This is a genomic window from Agromyces sp. NSFZ (assembly GCF_056156205.1).
The window spans coordinates 1,649,905-1,671,159 of record NZ_CM149585.1; the positions used below are offsets into that span (position 1 = coordinate 1,649,905).

Here is a 21,255-nt window from a genome sequence, read left to right on the forward strand (position 1 = left end):
GGGCAGGCTGCGACTCATCTGCCTCTTCGAGCCAGAACTCCGATGGGAGCGTTCTCGCCCAATCAGCCAGTTCGTCGTCTTGGCGGAGGAGTTCATCACGCACGGCCGTGATGGAAGCGATGCGACCGGCATCGTGTTGCGCTCGCAACCAGTCCCAGTATCCGGGGCGACGTCGAATGGGTAGTACAGGTTCTTCGCTTCGATGAATGAGTTGGCGTCGAGGAGATGGGTCAATGCAGACCCAGCTTCCTCGCGTACGTGTCGACCTGCTCAGCGGATCGCATACCCAAGAGCGCGAACGCCTCCGTATACGTGACGGCGCCTCGATAGGTCTCGTTGATGACCGCTCGGGAGAATGCCTCGCCGAGCCTGAACGGCTGGTTGAGGTAGTGGTCGCCTCCGGAGCGAACTGGGGCACTTCGGAGGACCTCCGCCACGTGCCGAGTCTCCGCTTCCATGAGCTCGTCGAACCGCTGCTGGGATAGGAAGCCGGTGACCCGGAGCTTCACCAGGATCGTGAGCGTACTGGCGTGGTAGCGCTGAGAGAGCCGATCGAGTTCGACGCGTAATGGCTCGTCGTTTCGGAAGGTCTCTCGGAGGTCGCCTGCAGGCACGAGGACCTCTGCGGCAACACTGTTGCACCAGGCCTCGATTCCGCCGACCGCCCGAGCGATGAGGGCGGCATCCTCATCGCTGACGCCGCTTTGGCCGCGCGTGACGTGAGCGTACTCGTGCAGGAACGTGAAGATCTGGCCGCTTAACGTGTCATCGGCGGTGTTCACGAAGATGAGCGGTGCGATCGGGTCAGCGAGTGTGAAGCCGCGGAACTCGTCGCGGTTCAGGAGCCGGTGGTTGTCGTTGCCGACCATGCTCGTGAAAACGGCGATTCCGCCGAGCCGCTCGAATGCATGCCGAACGTGATTCCTGGCCTCGTTGCGCAGCAACCGACGGCGGCGGTCGACGCTGAAGTCGAGGTCGCGTGTGATCTGCTGCGCCGCGGCCACGACATCTGTATCCGCCTGAATGTTCGTCACCTGGGCGGGTCCGATCTCGTTCGCAAGCGCGTAGTCCCGATACCAGTCCTGACGCAGCTGGCTTGCGGAAATCACCTCGAGAAGGTCTTGGCTCGGAGCGCCGCGTCGTGCCATCTTGCCGAGTCGGTAGTCGGCGATGGGCAATTCGACATCGGGAGGCGTGGAGAGGAACAGGACTCCGAACGGGACGTGGGCATACCGAGCGACGTCTTCGACCTGTCGTACCGTGGGGCGCTTCTTCCCCTCGAGCCATGCATGCCAAGACTCGAACTTCCGTTCAAACTCGGCGACGCCGCGGCCGGACCGGTCGGCAGCCCATTGGAGGAGACCTGGCTCCACGTGTACTCGGTTCGCCATCGACGTCACCACCTTCGCCATAACCTTCGCTCAGCGCCTGCAGAGCGAGATTCCGAACACTCCGTAGCGTACCGAGGCTGGTCCGCAGATCGCCCGATCAGGTTCAGAACGGCACCGGGTCATACAACTCGATCAACGACCGCCACTCATCGTCGAACGACGAGAGCGGGTCGGGCGGAATCGGCGGGTCGTCGATGAACGACGCCGCGACCGGTGGACTCACCCCTTCACCCGCGCCCACCGACATGAACGGCCGCTCGGGCAGGGTTCGCAGCACGTGACCGGCGGGAGACATCCACCGCATGACGCCGCCGGATTCGTGCTCTACGCGCCAGCCGCTCTCGTGCTTGAGGCGATGGTGGTGGCGGCACAGGGCCGCGAGATTCGAGGCATCGGTTTCGCCGCCGTGCACCCAGGCGCTGGTGTGATCGAGATCGGCGTACTCGGCGCGGCGAGCGCAGCCCGGGAACCGGCATCGGCCGTCGCGCACGCGCACGAAGCCGTCGAGATCGGCCGGTGCACGGTAGTGCTCGCGACCGTAGCTGAGGGTGACGCCTGTCTCTGGGTGCACGAGGATGCGCCGCATCGACGGAGCGTGCGCCGCGAGACGGCGGGCCGTGTCGTCGTCGATGGGCCCGTAGCCCTCGAGTTCGGCGGGATCGTGGTCGAGCCCGAGCAGCGTCAGCATCGGAACGGTGACATTGAAACGCGGCTGCACCGCACCGGTCGAGCCCGCCACTCCCCAATGCGTGCGTTCGTCGTCGGCGAGCACACCGCCGAGCAGCAGGTCGGCGGCGAGGTCGGCGGCGCGCTGCGCAACCGTGCGGGTGTCGTCGGATGCCTCGCGTGCAGCCAGCACCGTGAGCCGCGCATCGATCGCGACCGCTCGTTCGGCCTCGACGTACAGCCCGAGCCAGGCCATGCCGTCAGGAGCGGGATCGACGCAGACGCGTCGCTCGGCGACAGCGCGAGCGTGCCGGTCGACGAGCGGCTCGGGATGCACCCGCTCGCGCACCCTGCGCATGCGGCGACGAAGGTCGGCGTTCGTCGAGACGATGCCGAGGGCCATCGCGTAGGAGGCGGTCTCGAGGGCGACCCCCTCGACGGCGTCGGCGACCTCGGCCGGCACGCCCTGCGTGAGTTCGAGCACCGACCGCACCTGCGTGAGCCCGAGCTCGCCCGCCTCGAGCGCGTCGAGCGTCGCACGACGCGGCCCGGTCAACCGGTCAGCCTCACTCATCAGTCGCGACGCGGATGCCTCGTGCTGGCCGAGCGTGGTCGCGAGCTCGGCGACGAATGAACGGGTGGCCATGTCGCGCTCGCTCGACGTGCTCGCGGCCGTGACGCCCTCGACCACGGCTGCGAGTTCACGCGCCCGCTGGATGCGGCGGTACTGCTCGGCGTGGAGCCGCCGGATGGTCATGTCATGCGTGCTGATCTCGGCCAGTTCACGCTCCAAGGCGGCGCGCGGGGTGGCGTCGGGGGCGGCTGGCATGGTTCCATCCAAGCAGGACCCTCTGACATTCGTACCCGGCCCGAAAGCGCAGGTCACCGGGAAGATCGACGACCGAGCGCGCCCCAGAACAACGCAACGAATCCGCCCCCTGAACGGGGGTGACCGTCGCGCCGCGGCATCCGTCGACCGCGCCCTTCGATACGCTCGGACCGAACGCCGACCCGACCCTGCAACCGGCGCCTCCGAGAAAGGAACTGCCCGGGGTGGGCAACTTCGACTTCATCAAGGCCGACTGGCCCGAGATCGCCACCGAAGCCGCGCGCGCCGAGTTCTACACCTTCGGCGACCCTCGGTCGAGCCTCTTCTACGCGCGACGCACGGTCGAGCTCACGGTCTACTGGCTCTACCGAGCGGATGCCTCGCTGCAGAAGCCCTACAAAGACGACCTCGTCTCGCTCCTGCACGAGCCGACATTCAAGCGGCTCGTCGGCGGCGCGGTGTTCACGAAGATGAACCTCATCCGCAAGCGTGGCAATGACGCCGTGCACAAGACGTTCCAGCTCACCGGCCAAGACAGCCTCGCCATCGTGCGCGAACTGTTCCACATCCTGATCTGGCTGGCGACGCACTACGCGAGCGGCACCGAACGCCGGCCCACACCCGGCCTGCCGTTCGAGGCCGCGTCCATCCCGAAGCCGCAGCCCGGCCTCGTCGCGAAGACCAAGGCCGAACTCGCGAGGGCGCTCGAAGAGAACGCGGCAAAGGATGCCGCGCTCACGGCGAAGGAGGTCGAGAGCGTCGAACTCCTCGCCCAGATCGCGGCACTCCAGGCCGAGGTCGCCGCGGCGAAGGCGGCCAACGCCGTTGTCGCCGACACCCACGACTATCGCGAAGACGAGACCCGCGATCTCTACATCGACCAGCTGCTGCGTGAAGCCGGCTGGGATCCGTCCGACGACCGCGCCACCGAGGTCGAGGTACGCGACCTCGAAGGCGCACCGAACGGGGTCGGCCGCATCGATTACGTGCTCTGGGGTGACGACGGCCTGCCGCTCGGCATCGTCGAGGCGAAGCGCACCACGCGCGACGCCCGCAACGGACAGCAACAGGCGAAGCTCTACGCCGACGCCCTCGAGCGGCAGTACGGGCAGCGGCCGGTCATCTTCACCTCGAACGGGTACGAACACTGGATCTGGGACGACGTCGGTCACCCGCCGCGCGAGGTGCAGGGCTTCTACACGAAGGACGAACTGGCGCGGCTGCAGCAGCGCCGACGACCGGGCGTGCGAAAGCCTCTGGCCTCGCTCCCGATCGATGAGCAGATCGCGGGGCGCGCCTATCAGCATCAGGCCATCCGAGCCGTCGCCGAGGCGTTCGAGCACGACCGTGAGCGCCGAGCGCTCATCGTCATGGCCACGGGCGCGGGAAAGACGCGCACCGTCATCGGACTCGTCGACCTGCTGACCCGTGCCAACTGGGTGAAGAACGTGCTCTTCCTCGCCGATCGCACGGCACTGGTCACGCAGGCGACGAACGCGTTCAAGGCGCATCTGCCCGGCAGCCCCACGGTCAACCTCCTCGACCGACGCGACATCGACGGGCGAGTCTACGTCTCGACCTACCCGACCATGCTTGGCCTGCTCAACAACGGCGACGACGCCCGCCGCTTCGGCCCCGGATTCTTCGACCTCATCGTCATCGACGAAGCGCACCGCTCGGTGTACCAGAAGTACGGCGCCATCTTCGACTACTTCGACGCGCCCATCGTCGGCCTCACCGCCACGCCGAAAGACGAGGTCGATCACAACACCTACCGGCTGTTCCACCTCGAGGACGGCGTGCCGACGTTCTCCTACGACCTCGCCACCGCGATCGACGAGGGGTACCTCGTGCCGCCGGTCGCACACCGCATCGAGTCGAAGTTCGTGCGCAGCGGCATCCGGTACGACGATCTCACCGACGAGCAGAAGGAGATCTGGGACCTCACCGAGTGGGGCGAAGATGGCGTGATCCCCGACCGCATCGAGGCGGATGCCGTCAACCGCTGGCTCTTCAACGAGGACACCGTCGACGACGTCCTGGCGATCGTGATGACACAGGGCCGAACCGTCGCCGCCGGTGATCGCCTGGGCAAGACCATCGTCTTCGCGAAGAACATTGCGCACGCCCGATTCATCCAGGAGCGGTTCGACGCCAACTACCCCGAGTACGCGGGACACTTCGCGCAGGTCATCGTGTCGAGCGACGATCGCGCGCAGTACCTCATCGACCAGTTCGCGCAACCCGTGAAGTCACCGCACATCGCGATCTCGGTCGACATGCTCGACACCGGCATCGACGTGCCCGACGTCGTCAACCTCGTGTTCTTCAAGGCCGTGTTCTCGAAGTCGAAGTACTGGCAGATGGTCGGACGTGGAACACGCCTGCGGCCCGACCTCTTCGGCCCTGGCGACGACAAGCGCGACTTCATCGTCTTCGACGTCGGCGGCAACATCGAGTACTTCAACCAGCAGGTGCCCGAGATCGCATCATCATCGGGTCGCTCGCTGCACGGCCGGCTCTTCGATGCCCGCCTCGCGCTCATCACCGAAATCGACCGGTCGGATGCCACCACCGACGCCGATCGGGAACTCCGCGCCGCCCTCGCCGAGCGGCTTCAGGGCATCGTCGTGGGCATGAACGAGCACAACGTGCTGGTGCGCCCCCACCGGCGCCTCGTCGAACGGTTCGCGGGCGGCGACGGGTGGCAGGCCGGGCAGGCCGGCGCCGGCGAAGACGCGCTCGCCGATGCATCCGCGCTCGCCGAACTGCCCTCGGCCGCGCTGGTCGACGACACCGACGAGCGTGCCAAGCGATTCGACCTGCTCGTGCTGCGCGCGCAGCTCGGCGTGCTCAACGCCGACAGCGGGTTCGCGAACGCGCGCGACCGGATCCGTGCAATCGCCACAGCGCTCGGTGAGCAGCGTTCCATTCCCGCCGTCGCCACGCAGCTCGACCTGATCGACGCGGTCGCGGGGGAGGAGTGGTGGCAGGACGTCACGCTGCCGATGCTCGAACTCGTGCGCACACGCCTTCGCGACCTCGTGAAGCTCATCGACGCCACCGGTCAGAAGGCGATCTATACCGACTTCGACGACGTCGTGCGCTCGGGCGAAGGCGAGTTCGTCATCACGACGCCCGGTGTCGACCGCGACCGCTTCCGCGCCAAGCTCTTCGCGTACCTGCGGGCGCACGAGAACCATGTCGTGCTCCGCAAGCTCCGCACCGGTAAGCAGCTCACCTCGACCGATCTCGACGAACTGGAGCGCATGCTCACCGAGAGCGGCGAGTTCCGCGCCGACGAGCTCGCGCCTGCCGTCGAATCGGCACACGGGCTCGGCCGGTTCATCCGCTCGATCGTCGGACTTGAACGCTCCGCCGCCCAAGCGGCGCTCGCGAGCTTCGTGGCGAAGCGCCAGCTTGGTTCGCGTCAGATCTCGTTCGTCGACCTCATCGTCAACCGGCTCGCGCAGACCGGGTCGGTGCCCATCGGCGCGCTCTACGCGCAGCCGTTCTCGGAGACGGCGCCCGGTGGACCCGAGGATCTCTTCACCGAGGCCGAGATCGTCGAACTCCAGTCGGTGCTGAGCGCGGTGGACGCCACAGCGGAGCCGGCGGACGCCTCCCGAACCGCGTGACGGTCCAAGCCCCCGCTACCGCAACTGCCCGCGCACCTCGCCGGGCATGTTCATCGGCGTGTGCACGTTGACGTAGTACGCCTGCGGGTCGGCTTCGATGGCCGCAAGCAGCGCGGCGTCGGCCGTCGTGCAGGCGCTGACCTCGAAGCTCGTCGCATTCTCGACCATGAGCGGCACGACGACGGGCCCGGGCACGTTGCGCTCGCCGACGTGGATATGCGCGGCGGCGGCGGGCGACGAGAGCCCGGACACCTCGAGCGTGTAGCAGAGCTCGTCGCCGTCGATCTCGTACGAGAAGAAGCCGTGCGCGCCGCCCTCCGTCGGGGCCGGAACCTCCTGGCCCGTGTTCAGCGGCACCTTCGTCATGGTCGGCGGTGCCGCCTGTGCGGCGCCCGCGGCACCGAGGGTGAGGGCCGCCGCGGCGGCGAGAGCGAGGGCGAGAGAACGGGAATGGCTGGGCTTCATGATCTTCACTCACTTCCACTCGATGCCCGGCACGCTACGCCGACCGCGCGGGGCCCACAAGGTCACGACACGACGGATGCCCCGTGGTCGCCGAGCCACGCCAGCAGCACGGCCGCGTGGTTGACCTGCTCGTCGCGTGCGCCGAACAGCAGGGTCACGCGGTCGTGCTCGCGGCCGAGTGCGAGCAGCCGTTCGGCCGCCGGGTTCACGTCGAGTTCTTCGCGGTAGCGCCCGGCGAACTCGTCGAAGCGATCGCGATGGTGGTGCCACTCGGCACGCAGTTCGGGGGAGGGGGAGACCTCCTTGGCCCACTCGCCGAGCTCGGCGCGCTCCTTCGACACCCCGCGCGGCCACAGCCGGTCGACGAGCACCCGGTAGCCGTCGGATGCCTCGGCGGGCTCGTACACCCGCTTCATCACGAACCCCATGCCTGCCAGTGTGCGCCAACCGCGGGGCATCCGCTCTGCTAGACTCTTGAGGTTGCCGTGAAACGGCCGCGCATCAAGAGAGCCCAGGCACAAGGCCCCGGGCAGCGCGCAACGAGAGAAAGGGGATCCCATCTATGGCACTCGAAGCAGATGTCAAGAAGGCGATCATCGAAGAGTACGCGACGCACCCCGGTGACACTGGATCCCCCGAGGTCCAGATCGCGCTCCTCACGAAGCGAATCAAGGACCTCACCGAGCACCTGAAGGAGCACAAGCACGACCACCACTCGCGTCGTGGCCTGCTGCTCCTCGTCGGTCAGCGTCGTCGTCTGCTCGGCTACCTCGCCGACGTGGACATCAACCGCTACCGCTCGCTCATCGAGCGTCTCGGGCTGCGCCGCTAAGCGACATCCCGCCGCGGCTCTCGATGACACCGCGATCTTCTTGCGAAGGCCCCTGCCCCTGGCAGGGGCCTTCGTCATGTCAGCAGCGCATGCCGCGAGCGGATGCCGCGAGCGCGCGCCCGGCGGTGATCGCGAACGTCGCCCCCGCAACGAGGTGCATCGTGACGAGCAGCATCGCGGTCGCGGCATCCTGAGCCCCCCAGATGGCGCCGCCCACCGAGCCGACCGCGAAGAGCACGCCGACCACGAGGACCGTCGCCGCGAGCCGGCGCGATCGCCGGAGCGCCGCGGCGAACAGCCACATGCCCGCCGCCAGGAGGATGAACGTCGCCGGTACGACGAGCAGGATGCCGACCTCGCCGCCGGCCTCGGGCCGGACGTGGAAGCTCGCGCCGGCGGTCCGTCCCGCCAGCCAGATGCCCGTGTTCAGGGCGGTCGCGGCGACGGCTCCGACGAGCGCCTCGCGTCGCAGCGAACGCCGCGGAGTAGTGTCGATGCTCGAGTCGATGGTGGGTGCGGTGTGCATGGTGTGCTCCTCTCGGAGGTACGACGACGCGACGGGCCGAGGTGTGAGGCGGCGCTGCGCCTCACATGTCGGGGCGCAGCGTCGTCGTACCCGTGAGGACGTCGACCGAGGGGGACCATGACCACGCCATCCGAACCGCACGGCCACGAGGATGCGCAGCTCGCGGCGATCATGGGCGAGCGCCGTCGGTTGATCGGTCTCGCGTACCGGCTGCTCGGCTCGCTCGCCGAGGCCGAGGACGTGGTGCAGGAGGCGTACGCGCGCTGGTACGCCATGTCACCCGAGCGGCAGGCGGGCATCGACTCGCCCGGCGCGTGGCTGTCGACGGTCGCGAGCCGCGTCGCCCTCGACGTGCTGCGCTCGGCACGCGTCCGCCGTGAGCGGTACGTGGGGGAGTGGATCCCCGAGCCGGTGCCGGGCGGGGAGTGGGCCGACGTCCACCCGACTACTGTCTCCGCCGATCCCGCCGACCGGGTGACGCTCGACGAGTCCCTGAACCTCGCGTTCCTCGTCGTGCTCGAATCCATGACGCCCGCCGAACGGGTCGCGTTCATCCTGCACGACGTGTTCCGCTACTCCTTCAACGAGGTGGCCGGCATCGTCGGACGAAGCCCGGCGGCCTGCCGGCAGCTCGCGACCTCGGCCCGGCGTCGCCTCGACGCCTCCCGCCCTCCCGAGACACCCACGCCGACCTCCCGTCGCGCGGACCTCGTGCGGGAGTTCAAGGCGGCCTGGGAGGCGCAGGACATCGAGGCGCTCGTCGGCATCCTTGATCCCGATGCCACGGCGCGGGCCGACGGCGGCGGGCGGGTGAGCGCCGAGCCGCAGCCGGTCGTCGGCGCCGGCGCGATCGCACGGCGACTCGTCGGGCTCCTTCGCGAGGCCGCGGAACTCATGATCCTCGAGCGTTCCGTCAACGGGCAGCCCGGGTTGGTGCTCCTGCAGCACGGGGTGGTCGGCACGGTGATGGCGTTCGACTTCGCCGGCGACCGGATCACCGAGGTCTGGGCCATCCGGAATCCCGAGAAGCTCCGGAGCTGGACCACGGGCTGACGATTCGCGGATGCCTCGTCTCGCCGCCTACGGTGGACGCATGCCCCGACTCGCCCTCGCACTGCGCGTCATCCTGCCCGCATTCTGGCTCGGCGCCCTGATCGCGATCTCGTTCATCGAGGCGCCCCTGAAGTTCACGGCGCCCGGCATCACCATCCCGCTGGGACTCGGCATCGGACGGCTCGTGTTCACTGCGCTCAACGTCCTCGGGGTCATGGTCGCCGCGGTGCTCACGATCGCGAGCGTCGTGCGGCCGCGCGCAGAGCGGGTGTCGGCGTGGCTCCTCGGGAGCGTCTGGGCCGTGCTGCTCCTCGAGATCCTCGTGATCCGGCCACCCCTCAACGCCCGCACCGATCTCGTGATCGCGGGCGCCGAGCCGGGCCAGTCACCGTTCCACTACCTGTACATCGCGGCCGACGTGGTGCTCGCGCTGCTGCTCACCGCGCTCACGGTCGTGAACGCGCGCCGCGTCATCCCGAGTCCGCAGGTGTCAACCCCGTAGCATCCGGTCACGCCCGGTCGTAGCTTGTGGCTCGACGAGAGGAGATCCGCATGGCTGAGCAGCTGGCCGGCAGGAAGGTCGCCTTCCTCATGACCGACGGCTTCGAGCAGGTCGAGTTCACCGAACCGTGGAACGCGGTGAAGGCCGCGGGCGCCGACGTGAAGCTCGTCTCGCCCATCGAGGGCACGGTGCTCGGCTTCCACCACACCGACAAGGCCGACACGTTCGACGTCGACGCCGACGTGGCGACCGCCGACGCGTCCGAGTACGACGCCCTCGTGCTGCCCGGCGGCGTCGTGAACGCCGACCACCTGCGCATGGACGTGCATGCCGTGGCGTTCGTCCGCGCGTTCTTCGAGCAGCACAAGCCGGTCGCGGCCATCTGTCACGCCGGGTGGATCCTCATCGAGGCCGGGGTCGTGCGCGGCCGCAACGTCACGTCGTATCCGAGCCTCAGGACCGACCTGGTGAACGCGGGCGCCGACTGGAGCGACGAGGAGGTCGTCGTCGACCAGGGTCTCGTGACGAGCCGCCGGCCGGCCGACCTGCCCGCCTTCATCGACAAGACGATCGAGGAGATCGCCGAGGGGGAGCACGCCGGGCAGACCGCCTAGCAGACCACCGAGGCGTCAGGCCGTCACGCGGTGCGCGCCCGGTACGCGCGCACCGCCATGCGATTGCCGCAGCGCGTGCTGCAGAACCGGCGCGACGCGTTCTTCGACACGTCGACGAAGATGCCGTCGCAGTCGTCGGCATCGCATTCGCGCAGCCGGTGCATCTCATCGGCGCGGATCACGTCGATGAGCGCCATGGCGGCCTCGACGAGGATGCGCCGCGCGAGCGGCGCGTCGGGCTGCGTGGCGTGGATGTGCCAGTCGAGGTCGTCGTGCCGCACCAGGCGGGGGAGGGCGCGCGCCTCCGCGAGGAGGTCGTTCACGGCCTCCGCGGCGGCATCGCGATCGAAGAGCCAGAGCGCGCGCAACCGGGTGCGCACCTCGCGGACTTCGGCGAGTTCGCGCTCATCGCCGTCACGGCGCCCCGAGTACTTCCACGCGTCGAGCAGTGCGTCCAGCTGCGCCGGGTCGGCGAGCTCGTCGTCGCCGGAATCGGATGCTCCGGGCGCCGTGTCCGCGAGTGCGGCGACGAACCCCAGGGCCGCCTCCGTGTCATGGGTGAAAATCATTTGACTCCTGACACTCGATGCGAGTACTGTCACGAGCATAACCACTTTCGGGCATGACAGGGGCAGCGACATGGGCGGCAGGCGCAGCATCATCGGGATCGCGCTGGGCCTCGCAGCCGGGCTGGCGTTCGGCGCCGGCGGCGCGATCGTGAAGCCGCTCCTCGAGGCGGGCTGGTCGCCCGGGGCGGCCGTGCTCTTCCGCGTCATCGTCGCGGCGCTGCTGCTCGCGGTGCCGGGGCTCATCGCGCTGAAGTTCGACCTCCGCCCGCTGTGGCGCGCGAAATGGACGGTGCTCGTCTACGCCGTGATCGCCGTCGCAGGGGTGCAGCTCGCGTTCTACACCGCACTCGCCCGTATCCCGGTGAGCACCGCACTGCTCATCGAGTACCTCGCGCCGGTGGCGCTCGTGCTGTTCGCCTGGGTTCGCACGCGGCACGTCCCGCAGCTGGTGGTGCTCGCCGGGTCGGTCGTGGCGATCGCCGGCCTCGTGCTCGTGGTCGGTCCGGCCGGGGGAGCACTCGACCCGTTCGGCGTGCTCATGGCGGGCGTCGCCATGATCGGCGTCGCCGTCTACTACGTCATCGGCGAACGCGACGACCTGGGCGTGCCGCCGATCGCGCTCGCGGCGGCCGGGCTCGCGATCGGCGCCGTGGTGCTCGGCATTGCTGCGCTCACCGGACTCGTCCCCTTCGAGGTCGCGTTCGTCGAGGTCGACTTCCTCGGCGCGACGGCGCCATGGTGGGTGCCCGTGCTGACGGTGGGCGCGTTCTCGACGGCGTTCGCCTATGTCGCCGGCATCCAGGCCATCCGGATGCTCGGCACGCGGCTGTCGTCGTTCCTCGGCCTCTCGGAGGTGATCTTCGCGGCCGTCGTCGCCTGGGCGCTCCTCGGTGAGGCGATCGGCGCCGTGCAGGCCATCGGCGGCCTCCTGATCCTCGGCGGCATCGTGCTCGTGCGACTGGAGCGCAAGCCGACCGACCCGATCGCGGTCGCGCTCGACGTCGACCTCGTTCCGGTCGCGACGGGAGCGGTGTCCGCATCCGAGCGGCCGACTCCCGCGCCGTAGGCTCGGCCCATGCGCGTCGGCATCGTCATCCTCCCGCAGTACGACTGGCCAGCGGCCGCACGGCGCTGGCGGGCCGCCGAGGAGCTCGGGTTCGACCACGCGTGGACCTACGACCACCTCTCCTGGCGAGGGCTCGCCGGCGAACGGTGGCACGCCACGGTGCCCACGCTCACGGCCGCGGCCACCGTGACGAGCCGCATCCGCCTCGGCACGTTCGTCGCGTCGCCGAACTACCGCCATCCGGTGCCGTTCGCGAAGGACATCGCCACGGTCGACCAGGTCTCGGGCGGCCGGATGCTCCTGGGTGTCGGTTCCGGCGGCACGGGGTTCGACGCCTCCGTGCTCGGGCAGGCGGAGCTCACGCCGCGGCAGCGCTTCGAGCGCTACCGCGAGTTCGCCGAGGCCCTCGACGCGCTGCTCCGCTTCGAACCGCCGGGCTCGGGCGGCATCTCGTTCGAGGGCGACTGGTACACGGCCGTGCGCGCACGCATGGTCGGCGAGCCGTCGCAGGCGCCGCGGATGCCGCTCCTCCTCGCCGCCGACGGCCCGAAGGCGCTCGCCCTCGCGGTGCGCCTGGGCGACGGCTGGGTCACCACCGCCGGCTCGGCCGACGATGCGGAGTCGTGGTGGCGTCGTGCGGGTGAGCTGATCAGCCGCCTCGATGACGCGTGCACCGACGTCGGACGCGACCCGTCGACGATCACCCGCACGCTGCTGCTCGACGACGAGGGACGCTACGCCCTGTCGAGCATCGGCGCGTTCGATGACGCGGTCGGGCGTGCGACCGAACTCGGCTACACCGACGTGGTCACGCACTGGCCGCGGGAGCACGGCCTCTACGCGGGCGACGAGGCGGTGCTCGACGAGGTGGCGCAGCGGCTAGCCTGAAGGCCATGCCCGCGCGACGTTCGAAGCCCATCACCCGCTGGGAGCCGGCCCCGTTCATCGTGCTGGCGGTGCTCCTCCTGCTCACGAGCGTGGTGCGTCCCGACGCGCCGCCCGTGCTGTTCTGGGGCCTCCTCGCGCTCATCGTCGCGGCGCTCAGCTGGATGGTGGGGTCGCTCGTGACCTCCGCCCGCCGCGAGAATCCCGACCGGTGGGGCGACCTCTCCACCCTCGAGGGGCTCGAGATCGTCGACGCTCCTCGGCGCTCGCGCGACGTGCGCACCGTCGTGCCCGTCGACGACACGCAGCGGCACCAGCCGGCCATCGAGCTCGCGCGCCTGCACGGCGGCGCCGAGCAGCAGGCGGTGCTCGTGCCGCGGGCGAGCCGGTGGCTCTCGCGGCGCTACCGCATCGGCGTGCAGCTCGTCGGCGGCGACCGTCCGCGGCACGCGGGATTCCTCGGCCGGGCGACCGAGGACCGCTGGGTGGACTCGCTCGACGGCCTCCGCGAGCGCGGTCGGTTCGTGCGCGTGCCCGCATTGATCACGGGAGCCGCGCGACCCCATGGTGTCGAGCTCGACCTCAGCGGGCTCGACGGCGTCGCGGCCCGGGGCGGCGACGCATAGCGCCGGCTCGCGGCATCCGCCCGCTTCGACGGGCTCAGCGACCTGGGGTCACTCCCCGACGGCCTCGCTCGAGGCGATCGCCTGCTCGGTCTCCTGGCGAGCGAGGTCGGCACGCACACGGTCCATGTCGAGCGCCCGCACCTGCGAGATGAGGTCGTCGAGCATGGCGCGGGGGAGCGCCCCGGCCTGCGCGAAGACGCCGATGCCGTCCTTGAACGCCATGATCGTCGGGATCGAGGTGATGTTCATCGCGGCAGCCAGCTGCTGCTGGTCCTCGGTGTCCACCTTCGCGAACACCAGGTCGGGGTTCGCCTCGGACGCCGCCTCGTAGTTCGGGGCGAACTGCACGCACGGACCGCACCAGCCCGCCCAGAAGTCCACGAAGACGGTGCCGCCGTCGAGGATGGTCTTCTCGAAGTCGTCAAGGGTCAGCGCTACGGTAGCCATCAGTCCACCCTACGCGCGTGCCGCGAACCGTCGCCGGGGTTGCCTCTGCGCCGCCGGTGTGCCGCTATCGTGAAGACGTGGTCGCATTCGGTGGGGTGCCGGGGTCCTCCCGCCGCCGCGGCACGCCAGACGTGGCGGCAGCCGCCGACGAGGCACGCCTGCTCGACGCGGCCATCCCCGACCTCGACTGGCGGGCGTTCCCGCGCGGCACCGAGATCACGCGCTTCGACGCCCCCAGCGGTCCGCTCGCACGGGTCGCACTCGGCCCGACGTCTGGCCCGCGCGTCGTGCTCGTGCCGGGGGCGACCGGCTCGAAGGAGGACTTCGTGCTGATGATGCCGCTCTTCGCGGCATCCGGCTACCGCGTCGAGTCCTTCGACCTGGCCGGACAGTACGAATCGGCGGATGCCGGACCGTGGAACCTCGAGCCGCCGCGTCCGCGCTACGACGAACGCCTCTTCCTCGACGACCTCCTCGCGGTGCTCGACGACGGCGCCGGTCGGGCCCACGTGCTCGGGTACAGCTTCGCGGGCACCCTCGCGCAGCAAGCGCTCCTCGAGCGCCCCGACCGGTTCGCGAGCCTCACGCTGCTCAGTGCGCCGCCCGTGCCGGGGCAGGTGTTCCGCGGCATCAAGCGCATCGGCCCGATCAGCGTCATCACGTCGGCGCGTCAGGCCGCGGCGCTCATGCTGTGGGGCATCCGGAGGAACTTCAACCGCGTGCCGCCCCGCCGGCTCGCGTTCGTGCGCGACCGGTTCGCGCTGACCCGCCGCGAGAGCGTCGACGACATCATCGAGCTCATGATGCGAACCCCCGACCTGCGTGTCGCCGTGGCCGCCTCCCCGGTGCCGAAGCTCGTCGCGGTCGGTGAGCACGACATCTGGCCGAGGGAGCTGCACGCGCGGTTCGCGCGCGAGATCGGCGCCCGCTTCGCCGTGTACCTCACCGGCCACAGCCCCTGCGAGACCGCGCCGCACCAGCTGGTGCGCGACATGCAGGCGCTCTTCGCCGAGGCCGACGTCACGCCCTGAGCAGCGTGAGTGACGGATGCCCCGCGCCGATCAGGCCGGCACCGGCTCCTCGCCCTCGGGGCTCTCGTCGACGTCGTCCACCTCGGATTCCACGTGCCACTGCTCCTTCGCCCGCCGGCGCGCCGCCCGGCGATGCGCTGCCCGGCGCTCGAGCGGCGACCACGCGCGCAACTCGATCGCGAGCGTGTGGAACGCGATGCGCACCCGGCGCCAGAGCCCCTCGACCGTGTCGAACGGTCGGGCCGAGACGCCCACGACGAGCAGGTCGTCGCGCACCACCGTCATGCCCGGCTGGATCCACCACGACAGGTCGAGGTCGTCGTGCACGTCGGCGCGGTCGCGATGCACGAGTTCGCGCAGCTGAAGCCAGGCGTCGCGGCGCATCGCGTAGTTGGAGCCGAAGATCGGCGGGTGCCCGAGCAGCGGCCCGATGACCCCGAAGTATCCGCCGATGTAGACGTTGCGGGCGATCCAGCGGATGAGCGCGTTGCCCCCGTAGAAGACGCCCGAGCCGGTGACGACGGTCGGTCGATCGGCCCGCGACATCCGGTGCTCGACCTCGGCCAGCCACCCGGGCCCCGGCACGGAGTCCGCGTCGAGGCGCGCGAGGAGGTCGCCGGTCGCGGCGTCGAAGCCCGCCGCCGTCGCCGGCCAGATGCCGCGCAGCGGTTCGACCACGAGCCGGGCACCCGCGGCGCTCGCCACGTCGGCCGTGGCATCCGTGGAACCGTTGTCGACCACGACGACCTCGTCGGCGGGCCGCGTCTGCTGTGCAAGGGCATCGAGGCAGGCCGCGAGGTACCGTGCATCGTTGAAGCTCGGAACGATGACCGAAATCGTGCCCATCACGGCGAGTCTAGCCACGGGCGTCCGGGTGGCGCTCAGGATGCCGTGCGGCACACTGAGCGGGTGGACACGATCGTCAAACGCCGGACGGATGCCCCCGACCGGTTCTTCGAGGCCGAGGCGGCGGGTCTCGCCTGGCTCGCGGCGGCCGGCGGCGCTCGCACCGTGAGGGTCGTCGCGGCGGAGGAGGGATGGATCGAGCTCGAACGCGTCGCCGAGGTGCGGGCCGACCGCGCCTCGGCGCAGGCGTTCGGCGCGGCGCTCGCGCGCACCCACGCGGCCGGCGCCCGGGCCTTCGGCGCCCCGCCCAACGGGTGGGAAGGCCCGCTCTACATCGGCCGCCGGCCGCTGCCCGCTGCCGCCGAGGCGTCCTGGGGCCTGTTCTACGCGCGCGACCGGGTGCTGCCGTTCCTCGAGATCGCCGAGGAAGTGGGGAACGTCACGCACGCAGAGACCGACCTCGTGCAGCGCGCGGCGGCCGTCGTGGCATCCGGTGCCTTCGACGACGACGAGCCGCCCGCACGCATCCACGGCGACCTCTGGAACGGCAACGTGCTCTGGTCGGCGGAGGGGGTCGTGCTCATCGACCCTGCGGCGCACGGCGGTCACCGGGAGACCGACCTCGCAATGCTCGCGCTGTTCGGCTGTCCCTTCCTGGAGGACGTGCTCGGCGCATACGACCGGACGGCACCACTGCGCGCCGGGTGGCGCGACCGGGTTCCGCTGCACCAGCTGCACCCGCTCGCGGTGCACGCGGCCGGGCACGGACGCGGCTACGGCGTCGCCCTCGCCGAGGCCGCCGACGCCGTCCTGGAACTCGGGCGCAGCACCCGGGAATAGATTCGACGGGGCATCCGTTCGATACATTTGCATGCAAACGCATGGAACACGAGGAACAGCCCAGGAGGGCGAGATGCAGTTCGGAATCTTCACCGTCACGGACATCACCCAGGACCCGACGACCGGTCATACCCCGAGCGAGGCCGAGCGCATCCAGGCGACGCTGACCATCGCGAAGCACGCCGAGGAGGTCGGGCTCGATGTCTTCGCGCTCGGTGAGCACCACAACCCGCCGTTCTGGTCGTCGTCGCCCACCACGACGCTCGCGTACATCGCCGGACAGACATCGACCCTCCAGCTCTCCACTGCGACCACGCTGATCACCACGAACGACCCCGTGAAGCTCGCCGAGGACTACGCGATGCTGCAGCACGTGTCGGGCGGCCGCGTCGACCTCATGCTCGGCCGCGGCAACACCGGGCCCGTGTATCCGTGGTTCGGCCAGGACATCCGCCAGGGCCTGCCCCTCGCCCTCGAGAACTACGAGCTCCTGCACCGCCTGTGGCGCGAGGACGTCGTCGACTGGTCGGGCAAGTTCCGCACGCCGTTGCAGGGCTTCACGGCCACGCCGCGCCCGCTCGACGACGTGCCGCCGTTCGTCTGGCACGGCTCGATCCGAACCCCCGAGATCGCCGACCAGGCCGCGTTCTACGGCGACGGCTTCTTCGCGAACCACATCTTCTGGCCCGCGTCGCACACCCAGCGCATGATCGCGCTGTACCGCCAGCGCTTCGAGCACCACGGCCACGGCCCGGCCGCGCAGGCGATCGTGGGTCTCGGCGGGCAGGTGTTCATGCGCAAGAACTCGCAGGACGCCGTGAACGAGTTCCGGCCGTACTTCGACAACGCCCCCGTGTACGGCCACGGCCCGAGCCTCGAGGACTTCACGCAGCAGACCCCGCTCACGGTCGGCAGCCCGCAGGAGGTCATCGACAAGACGCTCGGCTTCCGCGACTACGTCGGCGACTACCAGCGCCAGCTGTGGCTCATCGACCACGCGGGCCTGCCGCTCAAGACCGTGCTCGAGCAGCTCGACCTGCTCGGCGAGGAGGTCGTACCGGTGCTCCGCGAGGAGTTCGCGAAGAACCGTCCGGTCGAGGTTCCGGATGCCCCGACGCATGCGTCGCTCGTGCGCGCCAAGTACGGCGACGCCGCACCTCGCCAGGCGACCCCCAACGCCAACCGCGGCGACAACCTGACCCTCGGCTCGCCGTACCAGGACACCTCGGTCGTGGAGTCCTCGAAGCCCGGCTCCGCCTTCGGCGCCGCCGCCACTCGCAAGGAGTTCGTGCGATGACCACCAAGCGCATCGTCGTCATCTCGGCCGGCCTCTCGACGCCGAGTTCCACCCGCCAGCTCGCCGACCGGCTCACCGCCGACGCCGCCGCGGTCCTCCGCGAACGCGGCGTCGAGGTCGAGGCGCAGGTCTTCGAGCTCCGCGACCTCGCGCACGACATCACGAATCACCTGCTGCTCGGCTTCGCCCCGCCGAAGCTCGAGGCGGCGCTCGACGCCGTCGCGACGGCCGACGGCCTGATCGCGGTCACGCCGATCTTCACCACGAGCTACGCCGGCCTGTTCAAGTCGTTCATCGACGTGATGGACCCGCAGGCGCTCACCGACCTGCCCGTGCTCATCGGCGCGACCGGCGGCACTCCCAGACACTCGCTCGCGATCGACTACGCGATCCGGCCGTTGTTCACGTACCTTCACGCGATCCCGGTCACGACGGGCGTGTTCGCCGCCACGAGCGACTGGGGCACCGGTGGTGACGGCGTCCGCTCCCTGCCCGACCGCATCTTCCGCGGCGCGAAGGAGTTCGCCGACCTGGTCGAGCGCACCGACCGCTCGGAGCGCGTCAACGACCCGTTCGCGCTCGACCGCCCGACCGGACACGTCGTCGGCGGCTTCACCGGCCAGTAGGCCCGACCCTCGCGGGCACCACTACGGGGCTCGACGCCGTGTGCGTCGAGCCCCTGCCGCGTCGGTCGGGAGTCAGTCGAGGACGAAGGTGACCTCGAGCGTGACCGACCACCCCGTGATCTTGCCCTCGCTCGCCTCGACCTTCTGCTCCTTGACCCAGGCGCCGCTCACGTGACGCAGCGTCTCGGACGCGCGGGCGATGCCCGACGCGACGGCGTCCTCGAAGCTCGTGTCGGAGCGGACGGTGATGGTGGTGACCCTTGCGACGGATGACATGGTGTTCCTCCTCGATCGAGCGGATGATCCATTCGCGGCCCATGATGGCCCCATGCGGTCCCCGCCGCGAGGGGTTGACGGACGGATGCCACGAGCCGACCTTCCGGCGACGCACCGGGGAACGGCAGCCGACGATCCGATGAATCCTCGGGTCGGGAGGGGCGATCCGGCCCCGGCGGCTCCCTGGGGCGCCCACGCTGGACTCGTGAAGGTCGCCCTCCTCGCAGAATCGTTCCTCCCGCACATGAACGGCGTGACGCATTCACTCCTGCAGGTGCTCCGCCACCTGGAGCGCCGAGGCCACGAGGCGCTCGTCATCGCACCCCGCTCCGGGCCGATCGACCAGCCGTTGCACGGCGCGCACACCGTGCTGCTGCCCTCCGTGCCGCTGCCGAGCTACCCCGACGTGCGGGTCGTGCTCTCGGGCGCGCACCGGCTCGGCAGCATCATGCGCGAACACGGAGCCGACGTCCTGCACTTGGCCTCGCCGTTCGTGCTCGGCTGGCGCGGACTCGTGGCCGCCGAGCCCCTCGGCATCCCGTCGGTCGCGGTGTACCAGACCGACATCCCCTCGTACGCCGAACGCTACGGCGTGCCCGGCGCTGCACCCGCACTGAGACGGCACTTGGGCCGGCTGCATCGCCGGGCCACGCTCACGCTGGCCCCCTCGACGTCGGCGCTCGACCGGCTCGGCGAACTCGGCGTCGGCGCCGACCGCCTCCGCCTCTGGCGACGCGGCGTCGACACCGAGCGCTTCACGCCGAGCCGGCGCAGCGAGCGCTGGCGACGCGGCATCGCCCGCGACGGCGAGGTGCTCGTCGGCTACGTCGGTCGGCTCGCCCCCGAGAAGCAGGTGGAGGACCTGCGCGCGATCGCCGACCTGCCTCGCACGCGACTCGTCGTCATCGGCGACGGTCCGTCGCGTCCGGCGCTCGAACGGCTCCTGCCCGAGGCGCACTTCACCGGCTTCCTCGGCGGCCGCGCGCTGGCGGAAGCCATGGCGAGCCTCGACGTGTTCGTGCACCCGGGGGAGAGCGAGACGTTCTGCCAGACCATCCAGGAATCCCTGGCGAGCGGGGTGCCCGTCGTCGCCACCGGTCGGGGAGGACCCCTCGACCTCGTGCACTCGAGCGTCGACGGCTGGCTCTACCGGCCGGGCGACCTCATCGAGCTCCGCGACCGGGTTCGCGACCTCGCGGGCGACGACGCGAAGCGACGCGCGTTCGGGGACAGGGCCCGGCTCGGCGTGCAGGGACGCGGCTGGGACGTGCTGGGCGACGAACTCCTCGCCCACTACGAGGATGCCGTGAGCGGGCGCGTGACGGCCGCCCGTACGACGATCGGGCTCCGGGAACGCCCGGCCGCGTCGTCGGATCATGCGGATCGGGACACCGCGCCGCCGGCTCCCGTGCCGCCGTGGCGTCGCTACGTCGCCGTCGGCGACTCGCTCACCGAGGGCCTCTGCGACCGCTCCCGGATGCCGCCCGGCGAGTACCGCGGCTGGGCCGACCGGCTCGCCATGCTGCTCGCGGTCGCCGCACCCGCCGCCGATCCGGTCGCGTACGCGAACGTCGCCGTTCGCAGCCGGAAGGTCGCGGACGCGGTGGAGGTGCAGCTCCCGCAGGCGACGCGGCTGGGCGCCGACCTCGTGACGGTGCTCATCGGCGCGAACGACCTCGTGGGTCCGCGCGCCGACCCGGGTCGCCTCGCGTCGTCACTCGACGACGCGGTCGCCGAGGTCCGCGAGGCCGGCGCCGACGTGCTGCTCGTCACGCCGTTCATGCCGAGGCGGCCCGCCTCCCGGTGGTTCGACGCGCGATTCTCGGCATTCGCCGACCGGCTCGGCGAGCTCGCGCGCGAACACGGCGCGAGGTTCCTCGACGTGCGTACGCTCGACGAACTCGTGGATCCGTCCGTATGGGCCGAGGACCGGGTGCACCTGGCCTCCGCCGGACACCGGGTGCTCGCCTACCGCGCCGCCGAGGTGCTCGGCGTGCGTGATGCCGGCGAACTCGGTGCACTCGAGCAGGCGATGCACGACGAGCCCGTCGTGCGTCACCTGAGCGACGGCGAGTGGCTGGCACGTCATGCGGCGCCGTGGCTGCTGCGCCGCGCGCGAGGCCGGACCGCCGGCGACGGACTCGATCCGAAGCACGTTGCGCTCACGCGCGTGCTCGAGGACCCCCGCCTTCGAGGGGTCCGGGTGGGATAGGCGTGCCTCGCCTGCGGC

The 21,255-nt window shown here is 70.4% G+C and carries 22 protein-coding genes and 1 pseudogene; 13 read left to right on the plus strand and 10 right to left on the minus strand.

The genetic code is table 11. The annotated features are described in order from the left end of the window. Positions 1 to 16: 16 nt before the first annotated feature. From ACVFI9_RS07765 to ACVFI9_RS07775, 3 genes and pseudogenes are all read right to left on the minus strand, one after another. A pseudogene (locus ACVFI9_RS07765) lies at positions 17 to 148 on the minus strand (DUF4411 family protein); the annotation flags it as partial. Positions 149 to 230: 82 nt separating this feature from the next. After that, on the minus strand, positions 231 to 1,412 hold the full coding sequence (locus ACVFI9_RS07770) for an ImmA/IrrE family metallo-endopeptidase (RefSeq protein WP_474765550.1): 1,182 nt from the start codon (positions 1,410 to 1,412) through the stop codon (positions 231 to 233). Positions 1,413 to 1,494: 82 nt separating this feature from the next. Next, positions 1,495 to 2,886 (minus strand): HNH endonuclease signature motif containing protein, encoded by a 1,392-nt coding sequence (locus ACVFI9_RS07775; RefSeq protein ID WP_474765552.1) that lies wholly within the window; start codon positions 2,884 to 2,886, stop codon positions 1,495 to 1,497. Positions 2,887 to 3,005: 119 nt separating this feature from the next. On the opposite strand from ACVFI9_RS07775, the gene ACVFI9_RS07780 reads away from it, so the two are divergent. Next, entirely contained in the window at positions 3,006 to 6,524 is a 3,519-nt protein-coding gene (locus tag ACVFI9_RS07780; protein ID WP_474765553.1) for a DEAD/DEAH box helicase family protein, read from the plus strand. 15 nt (positions 6,525 to 6,539) lie between these two features. On the opposite strand, the gene ACVFI9_RS07785 is transcribed toward ACVFI9_RS07780, so the two are convergent. Both ACVFI9_RS07785 and ACVFI9_RS07790 read right to left on the minus strand, forming a co-directional pair. Then, positions 6,540 to 6,989: a CHRD domain-containing protein gene (locus tag ACVFI9_RS07785; protein WP_474766202.1), complete on the minus strand. Its 450-nt coding sequence runs from the start codon at positions 6,987 to 6,989 to the stop codon at positions 6,540 to 6,542. A gap of 62 nt (positions 6,990 to 7,051) precedes the next feature. Beyond that, positions 7,052 to 7,417 (minus strand): DUF488 domain-containing protein, encoded by a 366-nt coding sequence (locus ACVFI9_RS07790; RefSeq protein WP_474765554.1) that lies wholly within the window; start codon positions 7,415 to 7,417, stop codon positions 7,052 to 7,054. A 134-nt stretch (positions 7,418 to 7,551) separates the two neighbouring features. Here ACVFI9_RS07790 and rpsO point away from each other — a divergent pair, with 134 nt between their 5' ends. Beyond that, positions 7,552 to 7,821, plus strand: a complete 270-nt coding sequence (gene rpsO / locus ACVFI9_RS07795; RefSeq protein WP_130351110.1) for a 30S ribosomal protein S15 — start codon at positions 7,552 to 7,554, stop codon at positions 7,819 to 7,821. Between the two features lie 79 nt (positions 7,822 to 7,900). Here the strand turns inward: rpsO and ACVFI9_RS07800 are convergent, their stop codons facing one another. Further along, on the minus strand, positions 7,901 to 8,347 hold the full coding sequence (locus ACVFI9_RS07800; protein WP_474765556.1) for a DUF6069 family protein: 447 nt from the start codon (positions 8,345 to 8,347) through the stop codon (positions 7,901 to 7,903). 117 nt (positions 8,348 to 8,464) lie between these two features. Here ACVFI9_RS07800 and sigJ point away from each other — a divergent pair, with 117 nt between their 5' ends. From sigJ to ACVFI9_RS07815, 3 genes are read left to right on the plus strand one after another with little or no spacing between them, the layout of a single operon-like run. Beyond that, a complete protein-coding gene (sigJ, locus tag ACVFI9_RS07805) occupies positions 8,465 to 9,400 on the plus strand; it encodes an RNA polymerase sigma factor SigJ (protein ID WP_474765558.1) in 936 nt (311 codons plus the stop codon). 40 nt (positions 9,401 to 9,440) lie between these two features. Beyond that, the gene (locus ACVFI9_RS07810) at positions 9,441 to 9,902 is read left to right on the plus strand and encodes a hypothetical protein (RefSeq protein ID WP_474765559.1); all 462 of its coding nucleotides are present in this window, start codon (positions 9,441 to 9,443) and stop codon (positions 9,900 to 9,902) included. 50 nt (positions 9,903 to 9,952) lie between these two features. Beyond that, positions 9,953 to 10,516, plus strand: a complete 564-nt coding sequence (locus ACVFI9_RS07815) for a type 1 glutamine amidotransferase domain-containing protein (protein WP_474765561.1) — start codon at positions 9,953 to 9,955, stop codon at positions 10,514 to 10,516. A 23-nt stretch (positions 10,517 to 10,539) separates the two neighbouring features. Here the strand turns inward: ACVFI9_RS07815 and ACVFI9_RS07820 are convergent, their stop codons facing one another. Beyond that, positions 10,540 to 11,157 (minus strand): CGNR zinc finger domain-containing protein, encoded by a 618-nt coding sequence (locus ACVFI9_RS07820; protein WP_474765562.1) that lies wholly within the window; start codon positions 11,155 to 11,157, stop codon positions 10,540 to 10,542. Between ACVFI9_RS07820 and ACVFI9_RS07825 the strand changes: the two genes are divergently transcribed. The 3 genes from ACVFI9_RS07825 to ACVFI9_RS07835 are packed head-to-tail and all read left to right on the plus strand — an operon-like array spanning position 11,156 to position 13,662. After that, complete coding sequence (locus ACVFI9_RS07825; protein ID WP_474765564.1) at positions 11,156 to 12,151, plus strand: EamA family transporter; 996 nt, start codon at positions 11,156 to 11,158, stop codon at positions 12,149 to 12,151. The genes ACVFI9_RS07820 and ACVFI9_RS07825 overlap by 2 nt on opposite strands. A 9-nt stretch (positions 12,152 to 12,160) precedes the next feature. Continuing rightward, on the plus strand, positions 12,161 to 13,039 hold the full coding sequence (locus ACVFI9_RS07830; protein ID WP_474765566.1) for an LLM class flavin-dependent oxidoreductase: 879 nt from the start codon (positions 12,161 to 12,163) through the stop codon (positions 13,037 to 13,039). Positions 13,040 to 13,044: 5 nt separating this feature from the next. Further along, entirely contained in the window at positions 13,045 to 13,662 is a 618-nt protein-coding gene (locus ACVFI9_RS07835) for a hypothetical protein (RefSeq protein ID WP_474765568.1), read from the plus strand. 48 nt (positions 13,663 to 13,710) lie between these two features. Here the strand turns inward: ACVFI9_RS07835 and ACVFI9_RS07840 are convergent, their stop codons facing one another. Further along, positions 13,711 to 14,109: a thioredoxin family protein gene (locus tag ACVFI9_RS07840; RefSeq protein ID WP_474765569.1), complete on the minus strand. Its 399-nt coding sequence runs from the start codon at positions 14,107 to 14,109 to the stop codon at positions 13,711 to 13,713. A gap of 77 nt (positions 14,110 to 14,186) precedes the next feature. Here ACVFI9_RS07840 and ACVFI9_RS07845 point away from each other — a divergent pair, with 77 nt between their 5' ends. Beyond that, a complete protein-coding gene (locus ACVFI9_RS07845; protein ID WP_474765571.1) occupies positions 14,187 to 15,140 on the plus strand; it encodes an alpha/beta fold hydrolase in 954 nt (317 codons plus the stop codon). A 30-nt stretch (positions 15,141 to 15,170) separates the two neighbouring features. Here the strand turns inward: ACVFI9_RS07845 and ACVFI9_RS07850 are convergent, their stop codons facing one another. After that, complete coding sequence (locus tag ACVFI9_RS07850; protein ID WP_474765572.1) at positions 15,171 to 15,986, minus strand: glycosyltransferase family 2 protein; 816 nt, start codon at positions 15,984 to 15,986, stop codon at positions 15,171 to 15,173. Positions 15,987 to 16,058: 72 nt separating this feature from the next. On the opposite strand from ACVFI9_RS07850, the gene ACVFI9_RS07855 reads away from it, so the two are divergent. From ACVFI9_RS07855 to ACVFI9_RS07865, 3 genes are all read left to right on the plus strand, one after another. Then, a complete protein-coding gene (locus ACVFI9_RS07855) occupies positions 16,059 to 16,826 on the plus strand; it encodes a fructosamine kinase family protein (protein ID WP_474766203.1) in 768 nt (255 codons plus the stop codon). Positions 16,827 to 16,899: 73 nt separating this feature from the next. Beyond that, entirely contained in the window at positions 16,900 to 18,123 is a 1,224-nt protein-coding gene (locus tag ACVFI9_RS07860) for an LLM class flavin-dependent oxidoreductase (RefSeq protein WP_474765574.1), read from the plus strand. Further along, positions 18,120 to 18,749, plus strand: a complete 630-nt coding sequence (locus ACVFI9_RS07865) for an FMN reductase (protein WP_474765576.1) — start codon at positions 18,120 to 18,122, stop codon at positions 18,747 to 18,749. Before ACVFI9_RS07860 ends, ACVFI9_RS07865 begins: the two co-directional genes overlap by 4 nt. 72 nt (positions 18,750 to 18,821) lie before the next feature. Here the strand turns inward: ACVFI9_RS07865 and ACVFI9_RS07870 are convergent, their stop codons facing one another. Then, entirely contained in the window at positions 18,822 to 19,025 is a 204-nt protein-coding gene (locus ACVFI9_RS07870) for a dodecin family protein (RefSeq protein ID WP_474765578.1), read from the minus strand. A gap of 205 nt (positions 19,026 to 19,230) precedes the next feature. On the opposite strand from ACVFI9_RS07870, the gene ACVFI9_RS07875 reads away from it, so the two are divergent. Beyond that, positions 19,231 to 21,237 carry a glycosyltransferase gene (locus ACVFI9_RS07875; protein WP_474765580.1) on the plus strand — a complete coding sequence of 669 codons (2,007 nt, stop codon included), beginning with the start codon at positions 19,231 to 19,233 and terminating at the stop codon, positions 21,235 to 21,237. Positions 21,238 to 21,255 lie beyond the last annotated feature (18 nt).